The sequence below is a fragment of the Indioceanicola profundi genome (assembly GCF_003568845.1).
Taxonomy (GTDB): domain Bacteria; phylum Pseudomonadota; class Alphaproteobacteria; order Azospirillales; family Azospirillaceae; genus Indioceanicola; species Indioceanicola profundi.
Genome location: NZ_CP030127.1, coordinates 109,356 through 126,833, shown reverse-complemented (window position 1 = coordinate 126,833; position 17,478 = coordinate 109,356). Strand labels below are relative to the sequence as shown.

General features: G+C 65.2%; 15 protein-coding genes. 8 read left to right on the top strand and 7 right to left on the bottom strand.

Going from position 1 to position 17,478, the window contains the following annotated elements; all coding sequences use genetic code 11:
- Positions 1–70: 70 nt before the first annotated feature.
- The 4 genes from DOL89_RS17015 to DOL89_RS17000 all read right to left on the bottom strand — a co-directional run bounded on the left by DOL89_RS17015 (position 71) and on the right by DOL89_RS17000 (position 5,124).
- Positions 71–1,213 (bottom strand): PepSY-associated TM helix domain-containing protein, encoded by a 1,143-nt coding sequence (locus DOL89_RS17015; protein ID WP_225890017.1) that lies wholly within the window; start codon positions 1,211–1,213, stop codon positions 71–73.
- Positions 1,214–1,215: 2 nt separating this feature from the next.
- Complete coding sequence (locus tag DOL89_RS17010; RefSeq protein WP_119680581.1) at positions 1,216–3,576, bottom strand: TonB-dependent receptor domain-containing protein; 2,361 nt, start codon at positions 3,574–3,576, stop codon at positions 1,216–1,218.
- Positions 3,577–3,655: 79 nt separating this feature from the next.
- Positions 3,656–4,636: a FecR family protein gene (locus tag DOL89_RS17005; protein ID WP_119680580.1), complete on the bottom strand. Its 981-nt coding sequence runs from the start codon at positions 4,634–4,636 to the stop codon at positions 3,656–3,658.
- Entirely contained in the window at positions 4,636–5,124 is a 489-nt protein-coding gene (locus tag DOL89_RS17000; protein ID WP_162937756.1) for a sigma-70 family RNA polymerase sigma factor, read from the bottom strand. The genes DOL89_RS17005 and DOL89_RS17000 overlap by 1 nt, the downstream gene beginning before the upstream one ends.
- Positions 5,125–5,442: 318 nt before the next feature.
- Between DOL89_RS17000 and DOL89_RS16995 the strand changes: the two genes are divergently transcribed.
- Positions 5,443–7,446 (top strand): TonB-dependent siderophore receptor, encoded by a 2,004-nt coding sequence (locus DOL89_RS16995; RefSeq protein ID WP_119680578.1) that lies wholly within the window; start codon positions 5,443–5,445, stop codon positions 7,444–7,446.
- Between the two features lie 282 nt (positions 7,447–7,728).
- Here DOL89_RS16995 and gcvA read toward each other — a convergent pair whose 3' ends face one another.
- Positions 7,729–8,667, bottom strand: a complete 939-nt coding sequence (gene gcvA / locus DOL89_RS16990; protein ID WP_205574729.1) for a transcriptional regulator GcvA — start codon at positions 8,665–8,667, stop codon at positions 7,729–7,731.
- Between the two features lie 200 nt (positions 8,668–8,867).
- Between gcvA and DOL89_RS16985 the strand changes: the two genes are divergently transcribed.
- From DOL89_RS16985 to DOL89_RS16955, 7 genes are all read left to right on the top strand, one after another.
- On the top strand, positions 8,868–9,617 hold the full coding sequence (locus tag DOL89_RS16985) for an SDR family NAD(P)-dependent oxidoreductase (RefSeq protein WP_119680576.1): 750 nt from the start codon (positions 8,868–8,870) through the stop codon (positions 9,615–9,617).
- Positions 9,618–9,699: 82 nt separating this feature from the next.
- Positions 9,700–10,545 (top strand): transketolase, encoded by an 846-nt coding sequence (locus DOL89_RS16980; RefSeq protein ID WP_119681331.1) that lies wholly within the window; start codon positions 9,700–9,702, stop codon positions 10,543–10,545.
- Complete coding sequence (locus DOL89_RS16975; protein ID WP_119680575.1) at positions 10,545–11,549, top strand: transketolase family protein; 1,005 nt, start codon at positions 10,545–10,547, stop codon at positions 11,547–11,549. The genes DOL89_RS16980 and DOL89_RS16975 overlap by 1 nt, the downstream gene beginning before the upstream one ends.
- Positions 11,550–11,708: 159 nt before the next feature.
- Positions 11,709–12,662, top strand: coding sequence for a TRAP transporter substrate-binding protein (locus DOL89_RS16970; RefSeq protein ID WP_119681330.1), 954 nt, complete (start codon positions 11,709–11,711; stop codon positions 12,660–12,662).
- Entirely contained in the window at positions 12,659–13,222 is a 564-nt protein-coding gene (locus DOL89_RS16965) for a TRAP transporter small permease (RefSeq protein ID WP_225890016.1), read from the top strand. The genes DOL89_RS16970 and DOL89_RS16965 overlap by 4 nt, the downstream gene beginning before the upstream one ends.
- Positions 13,219–14,478 (top strand): TRAP transporter large permease, encoded by a 1,260-nt coding sequence (locus tag DOL89_RS16960; RefSeq protein WP_119680574.1) that lies wholly within the window; start codon positions 13,219–13,221, stop codon positions 14,476–14,478. The genes DOL89_RS16965 and DOL89_RS16960 overlap by 4 nt, the downstream gene beginning before the upstream one ends.
- Complete coding sequence (locus tag DOL89_RS16955) at positions 14,453–15,391, top strand: NAD(P)-dependent oxidoreductase (RefSeq protein ID WP_404813510.1); 939 nt, start codon at positions 14,453–14,455, stop codon at positions 15,389–15,391. Before DOL89_RS16960 ends, DOL89_RS16955 begins: the two co-directional genes overlap by 26 nt.
- Positions 15,392–15,498: 107 nt before the next feature.
- Here DOL89_RS16955 and DOL89_RS16950 read toward each other — a convergent pair whose 3' ends face one another.
- Positions 15,499–16,260: an SDR family NAD(P)-dependent oxidoreductase gene (locus tag DOL89_RS16950; protein WP_119680572.1), complete on the bottom strand. Its 762-nt coding sequence runs from the start codon at positions 16,258–16,260 to the stop codon at positions 15,499–15,501.
- 429 nt (positions 16,261–16,689) lie between these two features.
- Positions 16,690–17,445, bottom strand: a complete 756-nt coding sequence (locus DOL89_RS16945) for an SDR family NAD(P)-dependent oxidoreductase (protein WP_119680571.1) — start codon at positions 17,443–17,445, stop codon at positions 16,690–16,692.
- Between the last annotated feature and the right edge of the window lie 33 nt (positions 17,446–17,478).

Genomic DNA, 17,478 nt, shown 5'->3' with positions numbered 1-17,478 from the left:
AGCGATCCGGTTCCGACATGAACTGCCGTCCCTTCCACGGGTTCTTCCCGATCTGCAGTGATCGATGTAGTCAGCGCCGCCGCTTCCACCAGAGCCACAGGCCGGTCAGGCAGAGCATCGCCGTCGACAGGCCGCCGGCCAGCACGAGCAGCCGCCCGGCCAGACCGAGCCCCTTGCCGGAGTGCAGCGGGTACTGCCAGGCAAAGAACATATCCCCCGCCCCCTCCCCAAGATCATGGCGCTGTCCCAGCACCTGCCCGCCTTCCATGGACACATAGGTCCAAAGACGCCCGTACCCGTCCATGTCCCGCGCATCAAAGCTGCGAACGCCGTAGGCGCCCTTGCGGGGGAGCAGCAGCACGCTGTCCGCGGCAGCACCTGTCCGGACCGCGGCGACGGTCAGCGCCGCGTCGATGTCGAGGGCGGGAGTCTCCACCGGCCTGTCGGGAAAGTCCTCATGTAGACGCTCCGATACCGGCGCGATCAGGCGAACGGCGGCGCGGGTTTCCTCGTGCCAGGTCAGTGTCAGGCTGGTGACGGCGAGGACTAAGGTAACCGGAAACAGCCAAAGGCCGGCCGCCCGGTGCAGGTCGAACATCCAGCGCAGGCCGGGAAAGCGCCCGCCGACCCGGAAGGAGGCCGCCCATTTGGCTAGGGCGGGGAAAGCCAGGACCGCGGCCACCCCGTGGTCCAGAACCCAAAGCAGGGCCACCAGCCCCAGGAACCAGGCCATGGCGGGCCCCAGTATCAGGTCCATGTGCAGGCCGTAGAGGAAGTTCATGAGATGCCGCCGGTCCAGCGAGATCGTTTCCGTGAGCCGCCAGCCCAGAACGGAACCGTCCCGCGGATCGGCGAAGACCTCCGCCGGCCCCGTGTCACCCTCGGGCAACTGGAGGGAGCCGGCCATACGGATCGTTTCCCCCGACCTGTCGGGCAGGTCGATGAAGCGTGGCATGAAGCCCGGAACGTCATGGGCAGCCCGGTGCAGCACCGACGCGACCGGGGCGGCCCCGGCCGGAGCCGCCGGGACCATGTGCAGATCGGGGTTCAGCCATCGGTCCAACTCGTCATAGAAAACGATGGCGGACCCGGTCAGCGCCAGAAGCGTCAGCCATAGCGCAGACGCCAAGCCGAACCAGCGATGGAGCGCCCGCAACGTGGCGCGCCAACGCCGGTCGGCCGGTCGCCGCCCCTGCCTGTCCACGGGCGGCACGGTCAGAACCGCACCGCGGCGGTCAGACGGATGTCGCGCCCAGGCTCGTAAACGCCCGCGATGCCCTCCCAGCCGGGAATGGCGTTGTAGTCGGCCACGCTGGAATGGGCACGGTAACGCTTGTCCAGCAGGTTGTAGACAGCGGCAAGCAGCGTCAGCCGGTCGTTGCCCAGCGGCTGCCAGCGGGCGAACAGGTCCAGGACCGTGTAGCCCGGCTTGTCCACGCGCCGCGTCCCATCGATCCAGCCGATCTCCGCCGAACGCTGCAGCACCTCGATATCGTTCAGGTCGTGAAAGCGCGTGACGGACGCTTCCAGCTCCAGATCCACAAGCGGGCTGTAGCCGACGGTGACGTTCCAGTTGTCGCCAACAGAATTGCCGAGCGCAATGTGCTCGTACCCTTCCACCCGGTTGCCGTTCAGCTTGGAGACATAGTGGTTGAAATAAGCATCCACCGAGAACGGCCCCGCCACATAGCCGGCGCGCAGCTCCACCCCGTCCGTCCTGTAGGTGCCGACATTCTCGTAATAGACGGCGTCCTGCGGCGGAGCACCATTGCCCAACTGGTCCAGGATCACGTCGCTGATGCGGGTATTATAGTAGACGGCGGAGGCGCTGAATCCGTTGCGTCCATAGGTCAGGCCGATCTCGTAATTGTCCACCTGCTCCGGCTCCAGGCCCGGGGCGATGCTGATCCGGCCCGGCCGCTTCTCCAGGGTGAAGGCGTCCCCGACCTCCTTGCCGCGGAAGGCCTCCGCATAGCCGGCATTGAGGGCGAAGCCGGCCGGCAGGTCGTAGGTGAAGCCTGCATTCAGGCTGAGGCCGTCGCTGTCCGTCTGGCCGCCATAGGTGACCTGGGACAGGTCGTAGGCATCGTAGCGGATGCCGAAGCTGAGCAGCAGCGGCTCCATGACCTGCCAATGGTCCTGGGCATAGAGGCCGAGGACTTCCCCTGTTTCGACGAAGCGCCCGACTTCCGGGTCCCATGCCCAATCGCCCCACACGGCCGGGTCACCGCGATAGCCGCTGGCGACGCGGTCGTCCCGGTATTCCACCCCGGCCACCACCGCATGCTCCGCCAGTCGGGTCCGGCCGCGCAGGTCGAAGCCCTGGCTGCGGATCTCCGCCCCGTACAGGCCCCAACGGTCAAAGCGGTCCTGGGTAAATTCGGACTCGGTCCAGTAACCGGTCGCCTCGACCTCCGCCAAGCCAAGGTCGGCGGCATAGTTCAGGACGGCGGTCCGGCGCTGCGCCTCGGCCGGGAACAACCGCTCGCCCTCCAGCACGGGCCAGTTGGGCCGCTGCCCGAAGGCAGCCTCCTCGTCGCGGTGCTCATAGCTGAGCGACAGGCGGTGGTCTTCGGCGATCCGGCCGCCCAGCTTGACGAAGGCCAGTTGCTGCTCCGCAGCCGTGCCGCGCAGCGTGTCCCTGGCGCCGTCCTCCATGTCGTCGCGGTCCACATGTACGAAGGAGCCGACAACGCCGAAATCACCGATCAGCCGGCCAAAGAGCGTGCCGCTCAGCTTGTGGCCGTCATTGCTGAACCAGCCGGCCTTGGCCAGGGCGCCCACCCGCCGACCGGCCTCCAGCAGGTCGTCGGCGTCCTTGGTCTTGAACCGGATGGCGCCGCCGATGGCCCCGAAGCCGGAGGTCGCCTCACCCGCGCCCGCCCGGACTTCCACGCTTTCCAGCAGCTCGGGCTCGATCGAGACGCGGCCGATATGGTGGAACAGGGTGCCCCGCTGCGGCGCGCCATCCACGGTGACGTTGAGCAGCGAATCCTCCAGCCCGCGGACATAGATCTTCTGCGCGATCCCGACGGACCCTCCGACGGATACGGAGGGCACCCGGCGGAACAGGTCGGACAGGTCCAACGCCTGCCGCCGCTCGATCTCCGCCGGACCGATCGCCACATCCGTCAGCGTGCCGACGACCACGATCTCCTCGATCCCCAATGGCGGCGCGGCATCCGCCGCCACCGCGGCGACCGGGCGGACCGGCGCGGGAGCCGCAGCAGCAGGAGGTGGGGCGGCAACGACCCGGAAGCCGCCCTGCCCGTCGGGCTGCGCCTGCAGGCCGCTGTCGGCCAGCAGCAGCTCAAGTGCTACGGCAGGGGCGTAGGTTCCGGACAGGCCCGGCGTGCCGCGATCACGGACCAGGACCGGATCGACAGCGATGATGATGCCCGCCTGCTGGCCCAGCCGGGCCAGCGCGGTGCCCAGCGGGCCAGCCGGAATTTCGAACCGCTGTTCAGCCGCGACGGTCTGCGCCTGTGCCGGGGGCAGGAGCATGCCGCAACCGATCACCGCCATCAATGCGAGGCGGGCCACCCCGCGCATTGCCCCCTTCCGAACCGTACTCATTTTCCCACCTGTTGGACTGCGTTCATCAGGTGGGACGAACGAGATCGGAAATCAGGCCAAGGAAAATACTCCCATCCGCTCAGGGCGGTGGCAGTACCGTCAGCGCACCATCGCCCAGCGGCACCAGCCTCAAATCCAGGGCGGCGGCTATTGCGTCCAGCGCCCGGTCCGTCTCGCGCAGGGGGAAGCTGCCCGTGACGCGGATGTGGGCGAGAGACCGGGCGTCGTAGCGGACAGGTCGGCGACGATACCGGTTCAACTCCTCCAGCACCTCGGTCAGCGGCTGATCGTCCGGAACGAGCCAGCCGCCGGCCCAGGCCGCGGCGGCTGACGGATCGACCGGGTCCAGCCGGATCACGCGCCCATCCGCAATCCGCGCCCGCTCGCCGGGCCCAAGCTCAAGACATGCGCCGGTCTGCGACTGCCCAATGGCGCAGGCGCGCACCTGGGACTCGATTACGGCGACCAGGGTCCGGTCATGATCGCGATGGACGGTGAAGGCGGTGCCGAGGGCCGTCACCGATCCGTCTCCGGTCCTGACCACGAAGGGCCGGTCCGGGTCCGGGGCGACCTCCGCCAGAATACGGCCCTCGAACAGCTCCACCTCACGCCCGTCATCGGCCAGATCCAGCGCCGTCGCCGTGTCGATTACCAGGCCGGAGCCATCGGCCAGAGTCAGCGCCCGCACCTCGCCAGTCGCCGTCCGCTCGTCGGGAAAGAGCTGGCGGAACTGCGGAAGTTCCGATCCGAGCCACGCCCCTGCGCCGGTCACCAAGCACAGCACGGCAAGCAAGCCCTGCCGCAGGGTGCGGGGAACCCGCGACGGCCGGGCGGCCATGGAGTGGAGGACGCGGCGGTCCAGGTCCGACAGGCCGGCGAAGCGGACGTCCAGCCCACACATCCTATCAAGGGCCAGCCGGTGCAGCGGATGTTCACGGCACCACGCCTCGCAGGCATCAAGCCGGGCCTGCGGCACCGGCTGGTCATCCAGGATTGCGGCCCATTCCGCTGCCTGCGCCACCATCGCAGCCGTCGGCCTCTGTTCGGTCGTGTCCCGCATCAATCCGGATAGGCCAGGGCGTAGCAATGCGCATAGGCGGCGGCGATGTGGCGTTTCACCGTGCGCTCGGAAATCCCCAGCTCCGTAGCCACCTCGGCATGGCTGAGCCCATCCAGGCGGCGCAGCAGGAAGGCCCGCCGCGTCATCGCCGGCAGGTCCGCCAGAAGGCGCAGCACCCCGGTCAGCAGATCCACCGCCTCCGCGATGCGCTCCGGCGTCAGGCAGTCGCCCTCCGCCGACCAAGCGGCGCAGACGTCGAGATAGGCGCGCTCTATTTCCCGGCGGCGGATATCATCGACCAGGAGGCGTCGCGCCACGGTCGCCAGGAACGCCCGCGGCTCCGCCGGCGTATCCGGCGGCTGCCGTTCCAGGACCCGACAGAACGTGTCATGGGCAAGGTCCGACGCCCGATCCGAGCAGCGCGTGTGGCGACGGAGCCAGCCGCGCAGCCAAGGTCCATGCGCCGCATAGAGCGCGCCCACATCCATGCCAATGACGGCTTCACCCACCTATAGCCCCCGGCCATCAGGTCACCTGTCTTTTCGGGTAACGCAAATGCGAGGCATTATCAAGAGCGGCCTGTTTATCGGGCTGGCTGGTGCGGGACCGCGCCACTGGTCACCATATCCGGCGATCTTTTCAGAGCATCGGCAGTTCTCCTGTCCGGTCAGCGTCCTTGGCATTGACGATGTTGGAAACACTGGAAGCCTGGAGCATCCGGCTGCTATCGCCCATTCACAACAACGCTATTGCGACTCATTATCAGTAGCAATATGGTGGCGCCTCCTGAAACGAGGGGGGTTTGAATGTCGCGATCGGTCCTTGCCGTGATCCTTGCCAGCACCAGCCTGGCCGGAGTTCCGGCCCTGGCTCGGCCTGTCAGTCCGGATGTGCTGGAAGAAATCGTCGTCACGGGCCGCACCACGGCCGTCACGAAGACGGACAGGTCGATTGTGGAAATTCCGCAGTCCGTCTCCGTGATCGATGCACAGGAGCTCGAAATCCGCCTGCCGCAGACCTTGAACGAGGCTCTCGGCTATACGCCAGGGGTCAATGTCGGCAGCTATGGTTTCGATACGCGCTATGACGCCTTCTTCATCCGCGGTTTCCAGGCGACCTATACGGGCGTCTTCCGCGACGGCCTGCGCCAACTCAACAGCCCGTCAGGTCTCTACCGGAACGAACCCTATGGGCTGGAAAGCCTGACGGTGGTGCGCGGTCCGGCATCGGTGCTCTACGGTGCCAGCGGCGCCGGCGGTCTGGTGAATACGGTCAGCAAGCGCCCGACCGACACATCCTTTGCCGAAATCGAAGCCATCATCGGCAACCATGACCGCTATCAGCTCAATGCCGATGTTTCAGGTCCGCTGGATGCAAGCGGCAAATTGGCCTATCGGCTGACTGGTGTCGTCCGCGACAGCGACACGCACCTGCCCGGCTATCCCGACAACCGCGCCTTCATCGCCCCGGCAGTGAGCTTCAGCCCCGGCGACAATACCAACGTCACGCTGCTTGGCGAATACATGACGTCGAAGACGGGGGCGAGTGCCGCCTACTATAACGACGCGAACGGCATCACCGACATTCCCTCCGGCGATCCGCGCTTCAACGATTTCGACCATGAGCAATGGCGGGCGGGTTACGAGGCGGAGCACCGCTTCGCAAACGGCCTCACGCTGCGCCAGAACCTCCGCTATGCCGAGGTGGATGCGGAGCTTCAATACGCTTACGTGACCGATCCCACCACGACGCCGATTACCCGCGGGTCCGGGGTCGCGCGCGACCGTCACCATAGCCTTAATATCGACAATCAGGCCCATGCCGAGTTCGACACAGGGTTCATCTCCCATGACCTCCTGATCGGCTTCGACTATAACCGCGTCGCCTACCGGTCGGCCGAGGGGTTCGGCGGCGTGCCTGCCACCGGCCCGGTACCGACACCGGCGCTGACGCCCACAGTTCGCCAGACCTTCGACCAGACCGGTCTCTATGCGCAGGACCAGATCGAGGCTGGCCGGCTCGGAGTCGTGGCCGGCATCCGTCATGACTGGCTGGACGCCCGAACCCGGCAGCCGCTGGCGGCCGAAATCGAGCAGAATGACAATGCACTTTCCGGCCGTGTCGGCATCACCTATGACCTGGATATAGGGCTCGTTCCGTATGTGAACTGGTCCTCCTCCTTCGAACCCAACATTGGCCTGCTCCTCGACGGCGCGCCAGCCGAACCGACGACGGCCGAGCAGGTAGAAGCAGGCATCAAGTTCCAGCCCGCCGGCGGCCGCGCGCTTTTCACGGTGGGCGTATTCAACATCGTGCAAAAGGACGGTGTGGTGTTCGATGCCTCCACCGGCATCAACCGGCAGGTTCAGCTCGATCTCCGCTCCCGGGGCGTGGAGCTGGAGGCCTCGGTCCGGCTTCTGGAAGGGTTGGACCCCTCGGCCGCCTATGCCTATACCGACATGGAGATCCGTGAGGGTGCTGCCGGAACCGTCGGAAACACGCTGTCCGCTACGCCCAAGCACAGCGGTTCCATAAGGGCGGACTACATGGTGCCCGACACCGGCTTCGGGCTGGGCGGAGGCATCCGCTATTTCGGTAGAAGCTATGGCAACGACCTCAACACGGTCCGAAACGACGACCGCGCATTTGTCGATGCTGTCGTCCATTACGAGGTGCCTGGAGTCGAGGGGCTCCGCCTTCAGCTGAACGCCACCAACCTGTTCGATTCCGAGCCGGTGACCTGCGCGTCCGGCTACTGCTACCGCGACCAGGGCCGCACGGTGCTTGGCAGCCTGCGCTACCGTCTCTGAACCAATCGGGAAGGGAGCCGGCCGGTTCTTATCAAGACCTCACCGTCCAAGGGCCAGTGCGAAGGCGCTGTTCGGGAAGGGAGTTCTCTGGCGGCCGGTTTCCTGGACCATGCTGTCGGTCCCGTTATTCGTCGTGCTGCTCTGCATCTTCAAAGCACGGGATTCGGCCTGGCCAGTCCGCATACATGCCGCAACTGATCCTCAATCTCCCAGGCTCTTCGCGCCTTCCTTGGAGTGAACCTCAGTGCGGCGCTGCCGCTCTGCCGACGATTGGCTGAACGTTCATCGCCAAGTGCCGGCGGCCTTTTCGATAAAACCTTCAGCCCACTTCGTGGTTTCGGCTAACTCCTCGAACAGCCATTCACGAAAAATCCTGATCTTGGGCAGGTCCATCCTGGAGCGCAGCGTCACGAATCCGTGCCCCTGCACCCGCATGAACTCATCGGCAAAGGGAATGATCAGCTTTCCCGTTCGGAGTTCCTGCTCTGCCAACAGGAGGCTGTCCAGACAGACGCCCAGCCCATCCACGGCGGCGCTGATGGCCATGAAGGAACGGTCGAAGCGCGGTCCCCGCTCCAAATCCAGCCGCACCTTGCGATGACGCTTCGCCCAGTCGCGCCAGCCCACGATCGTAACCTCGGAGTGGATCAAGGTATGTTGGGCAAGGTCGGCCGGTTGCCGGATCGGCTTCAACCCCCTGGCCAGCGCCGGCGCGCACATCGGCACGATGACATCGTCCGGAAAGGGCACCATCACGGCGCCGGCCGGCGGCGGGCCAGGATTGTAGCGGATGTCGATGTCCACGATCCCCTTATTCAGCTCCGCCGGAGCCAGGGATGCATGCAGGCGGATATCCAGGTCCGGCTGCGTTTCCCCGAACTGCGCCAGACGCCGCATCAGCCACTGTGACGCGAAGCTGGGCGTCGAATGAACCGTCAGGACGGCGCTGGACCCGGCAGCGGCCACGTTGCGCGTGGCATCGGCAATACGGGCGAAGGCCGCGATGACTTCCATCGCGTAGTCCCGACCGCCCTCGGTGAGGACCACGGCCCGATGCACCCGATGGAAAAGAGCGACGCCGAGCTGGTCTTCCAGCAGTTTTATCTGATGGCTTACCGCTGAAGGCGTAACGAGCAGTTCTTCTGCTGCAAGTGCGAAGGAGCCGAGCCGGGCGGCGGCTTCAAACGCTTGAATTGATTTGATGGAGACCTTGTTTTGCACCGCCCGCCTCACATGAAACTATCTCATGCAAAGCTGATATTATTCATTTGAGCGGCTCACCTCAAGAAAATAAGCTCAGTTCAGCGAACAAGGCGGTGGAGAAACAAAGTATCCCACGCCGCCGCGAAGACTAGAGGCACTCCGCCGGGCAATCGGCACGCTTCTGTCGCTGGCCACAATAATACACTGTGAGGTAGGAAATGCTGCTTGCGGACAAGGTCTGCGTCGTCACCGGGGCGGCGTCGCGGCGCGGTATTGGGCGGGCAACGGCCAAGCTGTTCGCTCTGCATGGCGGCCGCGCCATCATCCTTGATCTGGATGCCGAGCAGGCCCAGGCCGCCGCGTCCGAATTGGGCGAGGCGCATCGTGGCATCGCCTGCGACGTGACCGACAAGGATGCCTGCACTGCGGCGATCGAGCAGGTCGTAGCCGAGTTCGGGCGGATCGACGTGCTGGTCAACAATGCCGGCATCACCCAGCCGCTGAAGCTCATGGATATCGGGCCGCGGAACTACGATGCCGTGCTCGACGTGAACCTGCGCGGCACCCTCTATATGAGCCAAGCCGCCGTGCCGCACATGCGCAAGCAGCGCTCCGGCTCCATCATCTGCATGTCGTCCGTGTCCGCCCAGCGGGGCGGCGGCATCTTCGGCGGCCCGCACTACAGCGCGGCGAAGGCGGGCGCCTTGGGCCTTGCCAAGGCCATGGCCCGTGAACTGGGGCCGGACAATGTCCGCGTCAATTCGATCACGCCGGGCCTGATCCAGACCGACATCACCGGCGACAAGCTCACCGACGAGCTGAAGGCCGAGATCATCAAGGGCATCCCGCTGAGCCGGCTCGGCAATGCCGAGGATATCGCCAGGGCCTGCCTGTTCCTGGCGTCGGACCTGTCCTCCTACATCACCGGCGCCACCATCGACGTCAATGGCGGGATGCTGATCCACTGAGCCCTGCCGGGCCGATCAGCCGCTCCCCCGTCCTTACACGACGTCGTGCAGCGCCCTGCCTCCTGCAATGCTGGAGAACACCATGCAGACCGAACCATTGGGTCACAACGTAAGCCTTGCCGAACGCGCCTACCGCATCCGCCGCAACGCGTTGCTGATGGGCGAGGTCCAGGGCCAGGGCTATATCGGCCAAGCGCTGGATATCGCCGATGTGCTGGCCACCGCCTATTTCCACGCCATGACCTACCGTCCCGAGGACCCGGAGTGGGAAGGGCGCGACCGCTTCCTGCTGTCCAACGGGCACTACGCCATCGCGCTCTATGCGGCGCTGATCGAGGCCGGCATCGTTCCGGAAGACGAGCTGGAGACCTATGGCAGCGACGGCAGCCGCCTACCGATGTCGGGCATGGCCGCCTATACGCCGGGCATGGAGATGTCGGGCGGGTCGTTGGGCCTCGGCCTGTCCATCGCCGTGGGCCGGGCCCTGGGCCTGAAGCGCAAGGGTTCCTCCTGCCGGGTCTTCACCCTGTTCTCCGACGGCGAGCTGGATGAAGGGTCCGTGTGGGAAGCCATCATGTCGGCATCCCATTGGAAGCTCGACAATCTGATCGGCATCGTCGACGTCAACAACCAGCAGGCCGACGGCCCGTCCACCCAGGTGATGGCCTTCGAACCCCTGGTCGACAAGCTGGAGGCCTTCGGCTGGTTCGTCCAGCGCGTGGACGGCAACGACTTGGACGCCGTGGTCGCGGCATTCGACGCGGCGACCTCACACACGGAACCGAAGCCGCGCATGATCGTGTGCGACACCCGCATGGGCTGCGGCGTGCCGTTCCTGGAAGCGCGTGAGAAGAACCACTTCATCCGCGTGGATGAGCATGAATGGCAAATGGCCCTGGAGGCCCTGGAAGCCGGGAGGAAAGCATAATGAAGCCTGTTGCCCCCGCCCCCACCAAAACGCGCCTCAAGACCTCCGCCATGATCGCCTCGATCGCGGGGGAAGGCCAGCGCACCAAGCCGGCGCCCTTCGGTCACGCGCTGGTCGAGCTGGCCCGGAGCCGGCCTGACATCATCGGCATGACAGCCGATCTCGGCAAGTACACCGACCTGCACATCTTCGGCCAGGCCTTTCCCGACCGTTACTACCAGATGGGCATGGCCGAGCAGCTCCTCATGGGGGCGGCGGCCGGCATGGCGCATGAGGGCATGGTGCCTTTCGCGACCACCTATGCGGTCTTCGCCTCCCGCCGCGCCTACGACTTCATCCACCAGACCATCGCCGAGGAAGACCTCAACGTCAAAATCGCTTGCGCCCTGCCGGGACTGACCTCCGGCTACGGGCCGAGCCATCAGGCGGCGGAGGATCTGGCGCTGTTCCGCGCCATGCCGAACATGACCGTGATCGATCCCTGCGACGCGCATGAGATCGAGCAGGTGGTGCCCGCCATGGCGGCGCACCAGGGACCAGTCTATATGCGCCTGCTGCGAGGCAAGGTGCCCCTGGTCCTGGACGAGTATGACTACAAGTTCGAGCTGGGCAAGGCGAAGCTGCTGCGCGACGGCGCCGACGTGCTGGTCATCTCCTCCGGCATCATGACCATGCGTGCGCTGGAGGTTGCGGCGGCGCTGGAGGCCGACAAGGTCGGGGTGGCCGTGCTGCACGTTCCGACCATCAAGCCGCTGGATGCCGAGACCATCCTCCGGGAAGCTTCCCGCAGCGGACGCATGGTGGTGGTGGCCGAGAACCACACGGTGATCGGCGGGCTGGGCGAGGCGGTGGCGGGCCTGCTGCTGCGCTCCGGCGTCACCCCGATCTTCCGCCAGATCGGCCTGCCGGACGAGTTCCTGCTCGCCGGCGCGCTGCCGACCCTGCACGACCATTACGGCATCTCCACCGACGCCATGTCCAAGACCATCAAGGGCTGGCTCTGAGGAAAGGCTATCGAACCGAAGGCAAAGGACTTCCATGCAGGTCCTTTGCCCTGACCGAACCATCGGAACAACAAGCAAAGAAGAGCGGGATAAACGACGCGCGGTTCCGACTGCAAATAAACGGAGGAAACGGTGAAGAAGCTTATTGCGGCCCTGGCCATGGGGGCGGCCCTTATCGCCTTGCCGGCCTGGGGTCAGCAGGTTCTGCGCCTGGCCCACAATGCAGCGCCTGGAAACCCCAAAGCCGAGGCGTCCCTGAGGTTCGCGGAGTTGGTGGAGAAAAAGACCAATGGCCGCATCAAGGTGGTCGTCGGCGGCAGTTCCCAGTACGCGGACGATGTGGAAGCCCTGACCAGCATGCGTCTCGGCGTCCTGGCCTTCAGCGCCAACTCGCAGGGCGCCACCTCCAACGTCGTCCCGCAATTCGCGGTTCTCGGCCTTCCCTTTCTGTTCCAGGACCTTCCGCAAGCGTGGAAAGTGATGGACGGCCCGTTCGGCGACGAGCTCCGCAAATATGCCGCGCAAAGGGGTCTGGTCCTGCTGGCGCTCTGGGACAACGGCATCCGGCATGCCAGCAACAATGTGCGTCCGATCCGCACGCCAGAGGATCTGGCCGGCGTGAAGATCCGCACCCCCGCGGACCCGATCACCGTGGAAATCTTCCAGGCGCTGGGCGCCAACCCGACGCCCCTGCCCTTCTCCGAACTCTACATTGCCCTGCAGCAGGGTGTCGTGGACGGGCAGGAGAACCCGCTCATGAACATCTATTCCTCCAAGCTGCATGAGGTGCAGAAGTTCATCTCCCTCACTGGCCACAAATATGAATCCACCCCCCTGCTCGCCAGCAAGGCCATGTTCGACAAGCTGTCGACGGCCGATCAGCAGGCGATCCTCGATGCGGCGAAGGAAGCGGGACAGTTGAACCGGGCACAGTCGCTGAAAGCCGACACCGAGCTGCGCGTTGCGATGGAGGAGGCCGGCATCCAGTTCAACACCATTGATCCTGCCCCCTTCGCCGCCAGGACGCAGGCGCTTTACGAGAGATGGCGGCAGGAGTTCCCGATGCTGGTCGATCTGGTGATCAGGGAGGCCGCAGCCGCGGCTAAATCATGATGGAAGGCGTGCATGAGCAGGAGATGGGGACAGCGGGCTTTCCCGCGACCCTCATCCAGACGGTCGATACAGCAATCAGCGTCGCGGCCGGCTTCATTGCCATCGCAGCCCTGGTTGCCCTTTTCCTGTCCTTGGGCGCGGAGGTCGTGGTCCGCTATCTCACGACACAAGGGCTGGGCTGGCCCTCCGAGATGCCGAACCTCCTCTTCCCCTGGCTGGTCATGGGCGGGGTGGTGCTCGCGGCCCAGCACGGGGCGCACATTTCCGTCTCCTTGCTGCTGGACATGATAGGGCGTGGTCCCGCCCGGCTGCTGCTGCTCGCCATGCAGGTGGTGGTCGGAGCCGTATTCTTCTATCTGGCCTATATCGGCCTGGACGTCCTTGAGGTCACCAGCACCGAGTACTTCCCGGTGACCCGTGTCCCGTCGAGCTGGGCCTATCTTGCACTCATCGCAGGTTTCGTCGGCATCGGCCTGACGGCAGTGACCACCTTCGGCCGGCTTCTCCTGGCGGAGGACCCGCGGCTGGTCCGTGCCCACGCAGCGGAGGAAGAACTATGACACTCGTGATGATCGCGGTTTTTGCAGTTCTGCTGTTGCTGTCATTCCCGGTCGGTTACGCCCTTGTCATCAGCGCCGGCATCGCCGTCCTGACGATGGGAGAGGTGTCGGCCGTGATCTCCGTCGTCAAGCTGTTCCAGCCGACCCAGAGCTTCCCCCTGCTTGCCATTCCCTTCTTCATCCTGTCCGGCGCCCTGATGATGAGCGGGACGCTGGGCCAGAAGCTGGTGCATTTCGCCGCCGCCCTGGTCGGGCGCTATCCCGGTGGGCTGACCCAGGTTACGGTCGTCGGCTCTACCATCTTCGGCGGCGTGTCGGGCTCCGCCGTCGCCGAGGCTTCGGCACTCGGCACGATGCTCATTCCCTGGCAGAAGCGCGAGGGCTATCCGGGCGCCTTCGGTGCCGCCACCACGGCTTCCGCCGCGGTCATTGCCGGCCTGATCCCGCCCTCGATCCCGTTGATCATCTATGCGACCATTTCGAATGCCTCGATCGCGTCGCTGTTCCTGGCCGGCATATTGCCGGGCCTTCTGCTCGCCGCCGGCATGATGATCGTCTGTTATGTCAGCGGGCGGGTACGCAATTTCCCGCTGCTGCAGGATCGGTTGGGTCCGCTCGAGATCCTCAAGGCGTTTCTGACAGCGCTCCCGGCCCTGCTGATGCCGGTCTTCATCCTGGTCCTTCTCCGCCTCGGCATTGCCACGCCGACCGAAGTCAGCGTCATCGCCGTGGCATATGCCCTGGTGGTGAGCCTGCTGATCTACCGTGACCTGACGGTGCGGCGCATCTATGCGGCGCTGGTGGGCACCGTCGTGACCACGGGCGTCGTGATGCTGGTCATCGCCGCCTCCAACCTCGTCGGCTATGTGCTGATCGCGGATGCGATCCCCAACGCCGTGGTGGCGTACGCCGAGACCGTTCTGCAGGAGCCCTGGCTGATCATCCTGGCCATGAATGTGATCATGCTGGTGGTCGGTATGTTCCTCGATCTTCCGGCGGCCATCCTGTTGCTTGGCCCCACCTTCGTCGCCGTGGGCAAGGCCATCGGGTTGGACCCTATCCAGCTCGGCATCATGATGGCGGTGAATCTCAGCATCGGCCTCTTCACCCCGCCAATCGGCACCACCCTGTTCATCGCGGCCGCGATCTCGCGTGAGCCCATCGGTGCTGTCGTCCGCGAACTCTGGCCATTCTACCTGGTCGCCATCGGGGTTCTGGCCCTGGTGTCGTATGTCCCGGCCGCCATTCTCTACTGATGAACAGGATCGGAAAAGGAGCCCTCGCATGACACAGATTGGCTTTATCGGGCTTGGGTCCATGGGCATGCCGATGGCGGGCAACCTGCTCAGGAAGGGGTTCAACGTCCGGGGCTTCGACCTCCGCGCCGAGAGCGTCAGCAAATTTGAAGGGCTCGGCGGAACCGGCGCCGCCAGCGTTGGCGAAGCGGCGCATGGTGCGGACGTTCTGGTGTTGATGGTCGTGAATGCCGCCCAGGCAAAGACAGCGCTGGTCGCGGACGGAGCACTGTCCGCGCTTGCTCCGGGCGGCACCGTGATCCTGATGGCCACCTGTCAGCCCGGCGATGTGGTGGACATTGCCCAGGAGGTGGAGGGAGCGGGCCGACGCTTCGTCGATGCCCCCGTCTCCGGCGGAATGGCGGGAGCCGTCAATGGTACGCTCACCATCATGGCGGCCACCCCCCGGCCCACCTTCGAGATGGTCCGGCCGGTGCTCGAGGCCATGGGCGACAAGCTCTATCATGTGGGGGAACGGCCGGGACAGGGCGCCACCGTCAAGACCGTCAACCAACTGCTCTGCGGCGTTCACATCGCCGTGGTGGCGGAAGCCTTCGCCCTGGCCGCCAAGACAGGGGTCGATCTGAACATCCTGCTGGAAATCATGAGCGGGTCGTCCGCATCGAGCTGGATGCTGAAGGACCGCGGCCCGCGCATGCTCGAGAGCAATCCCGACATCACCAGCGCCGTCGATATTTTCGTGAAGGATCTCGGCATCGTGCTGGAAGCCGGCCGGAGCGCCAAGGTTGCGCTTCCGCTGGCCGCCGTTGCGCATCAGCTCTTCCTTGCCACGTCCGGCCGCGGCGAGGGCGCTGCCGACGACAGTCAGGTCATCCGGACATATATGGCAATGAACGGAAGCGCGAGCGCTTGAACATGGCAGGCCCCAGGGCCTGCACGCCATCCCCAAGGACCGGTTTTCCGGCTCAGGACCATGACAGCGCTTGCCCCCGGGACTGACCCAGGGGCCACGCGAATCGGTCAGCCGATCGCCACGCTCATGCCGCCGTCAGCCATCACCACGGAGCCGACCATGAAGCTGGCCCGGTCGGAAGCTAGAAAGGCGACGATCTCCGCGATCTCCACCGGGTCGGCGGCCCGCTTGATCGGGGCATTCTTCCCGTGCTCAGCCAGGAAGCCGCGGCCATCCTCCATGAAGTGGTTCAGCAGGTTGGTGACGACATCGCTGACGCCGATGGCGTTGACCCGTATTCCGTGCTCGATGGCTTCCAGTGCCTGGGTGCGGGTGAGCTGGGCCAGCGCGCCCTTGGATGCGGTATAGGCAGAGATGCCGGGGAAGGCAAAATAGGAGGCGTATGAGGCGATGTTGACGATGGCGCCGGACCTGTTCGGGATCATGGCCTTCATGGCCTCGCGGGAATGCAGGAAGGCGCCAGTGACGTTCGTCTCCATCTGCCAGTTCCAGTCCTCCCGGGTCATCTCGACCAGCGGCTTGTAGAGAATGCGGCCGGCATTGTTCACCAGCAGGTCCAGCTTTCCGAAGCGGTCCAAGGCCGTGGATACAGCGCGTTCGGCGCTACCGTCCTTGGTGATATCGGCGATCAGAGGCACCAGCCCATCGCGTGCCAGCTCGCTGACGGCGGGATCGATATCCTCGGCGACGACATAGGCGCCGCGGGCGTGCAGCAGCTCGGCCGTGGCGCGGCCGATGCCGCTGGCAGCGCCAGTCACGATGGCGACCTTGCCTTTTACCTCGTCGATGGTTGGTCGGATGCGGCTCATGAGGTCCGTCTCCTGGGGGACCGGGGTGGATACGCCCGTACGCCGGTCCCCAATGACGGTACGGGCAATCGTTGCCTCGCCCCTGCCCAGCTAGATGCCAGGACAAGGGGTTCCATTCGCCAAGTTGCTGTCTCCTGGCGATCTCCCGGAAGCGTCCCGGGTTCCCCAGAGCTTGGCATTCATGGAGGCCGGGATAATCGGCCAAGGCATGAAAAGCCCTTTAAGCCCAGCTGAAAACGGGGCGTATGCAGGTCCAGCGGGCTGTAGTCCAGCGGAGCTTGGCAGTGGGCCGGTGACTTCCCGGGGGAGGCCATGGCGTTCTGCAGGATCATCCAGGCGGAGGGGATGACCTGATCGCGGATGTTGCTCCTCCGCCCATCTCCTCAAGGCCCCGCGCTATGACGCAACGGCTTCGTGCGCCCTCTGCGATCAGATGTTCTGGCCACCCGACACTTCGATCCGCTGTGCGGTGATCCACCGGTTGTCCGGACTGAGCAGGTTCGCGACTGCCGGGCCGATGTCGTCGGGGAGACCGACGCGGCCAAGCGCTGTCATGGCGGCGAACGCTTCATTATAGGCGGGCGTATCGCGTACGGCGCCGCCCAGGAAGTCGGTCTCGATCGCGCCCGGCGCTATCGTATTTGCGGTGATGCCGCGGCTACCTAGTTCCTTGGCCATGTAGAGCGTCAGGATTTCGATTGCCCCCTTGGCGGCGGAATAGGCCGAGAAGCCCGGATAGGAGATACGCGTCAGGCCCGACGAGAAGTTCACGATGCGACCGCCGTCGGCAAGGAGAGGCAGAAGAGCCTGGGTCAGGAAGAACACGCCTTTGACATGGACATCAAACAGGCTGTCGAACTGCGCTTCGGTTGTATCTGCAAGGGCGGCCATTTCGCCATGCCCGGCATTATTGACGAGATGGTCGAAGCTGTCCCGAGCCCAGCTGGACCGCAGCGCCGCACGGACGCTCTCGACAAAAGCTGGGAAGGTGGAGACGGCGCCAACATCGAGCTGAAGGGCGACCGCCTTGCGCCCCATCCTCTCAATCTCGGCGACGACGGCATTCGCATCGTCGCTGCCGCTGCGATAGGTGAGAATGACGTCGCCGCCACGGCGGGCGATGCTGACGGCGGTGTTGCGGCCGAGGCCACGGCTGCCGCCGGTAACGATCGAAATGGTGGTCATTAGATGACTCCTTTGGAGGTGAGCATTGCGTTC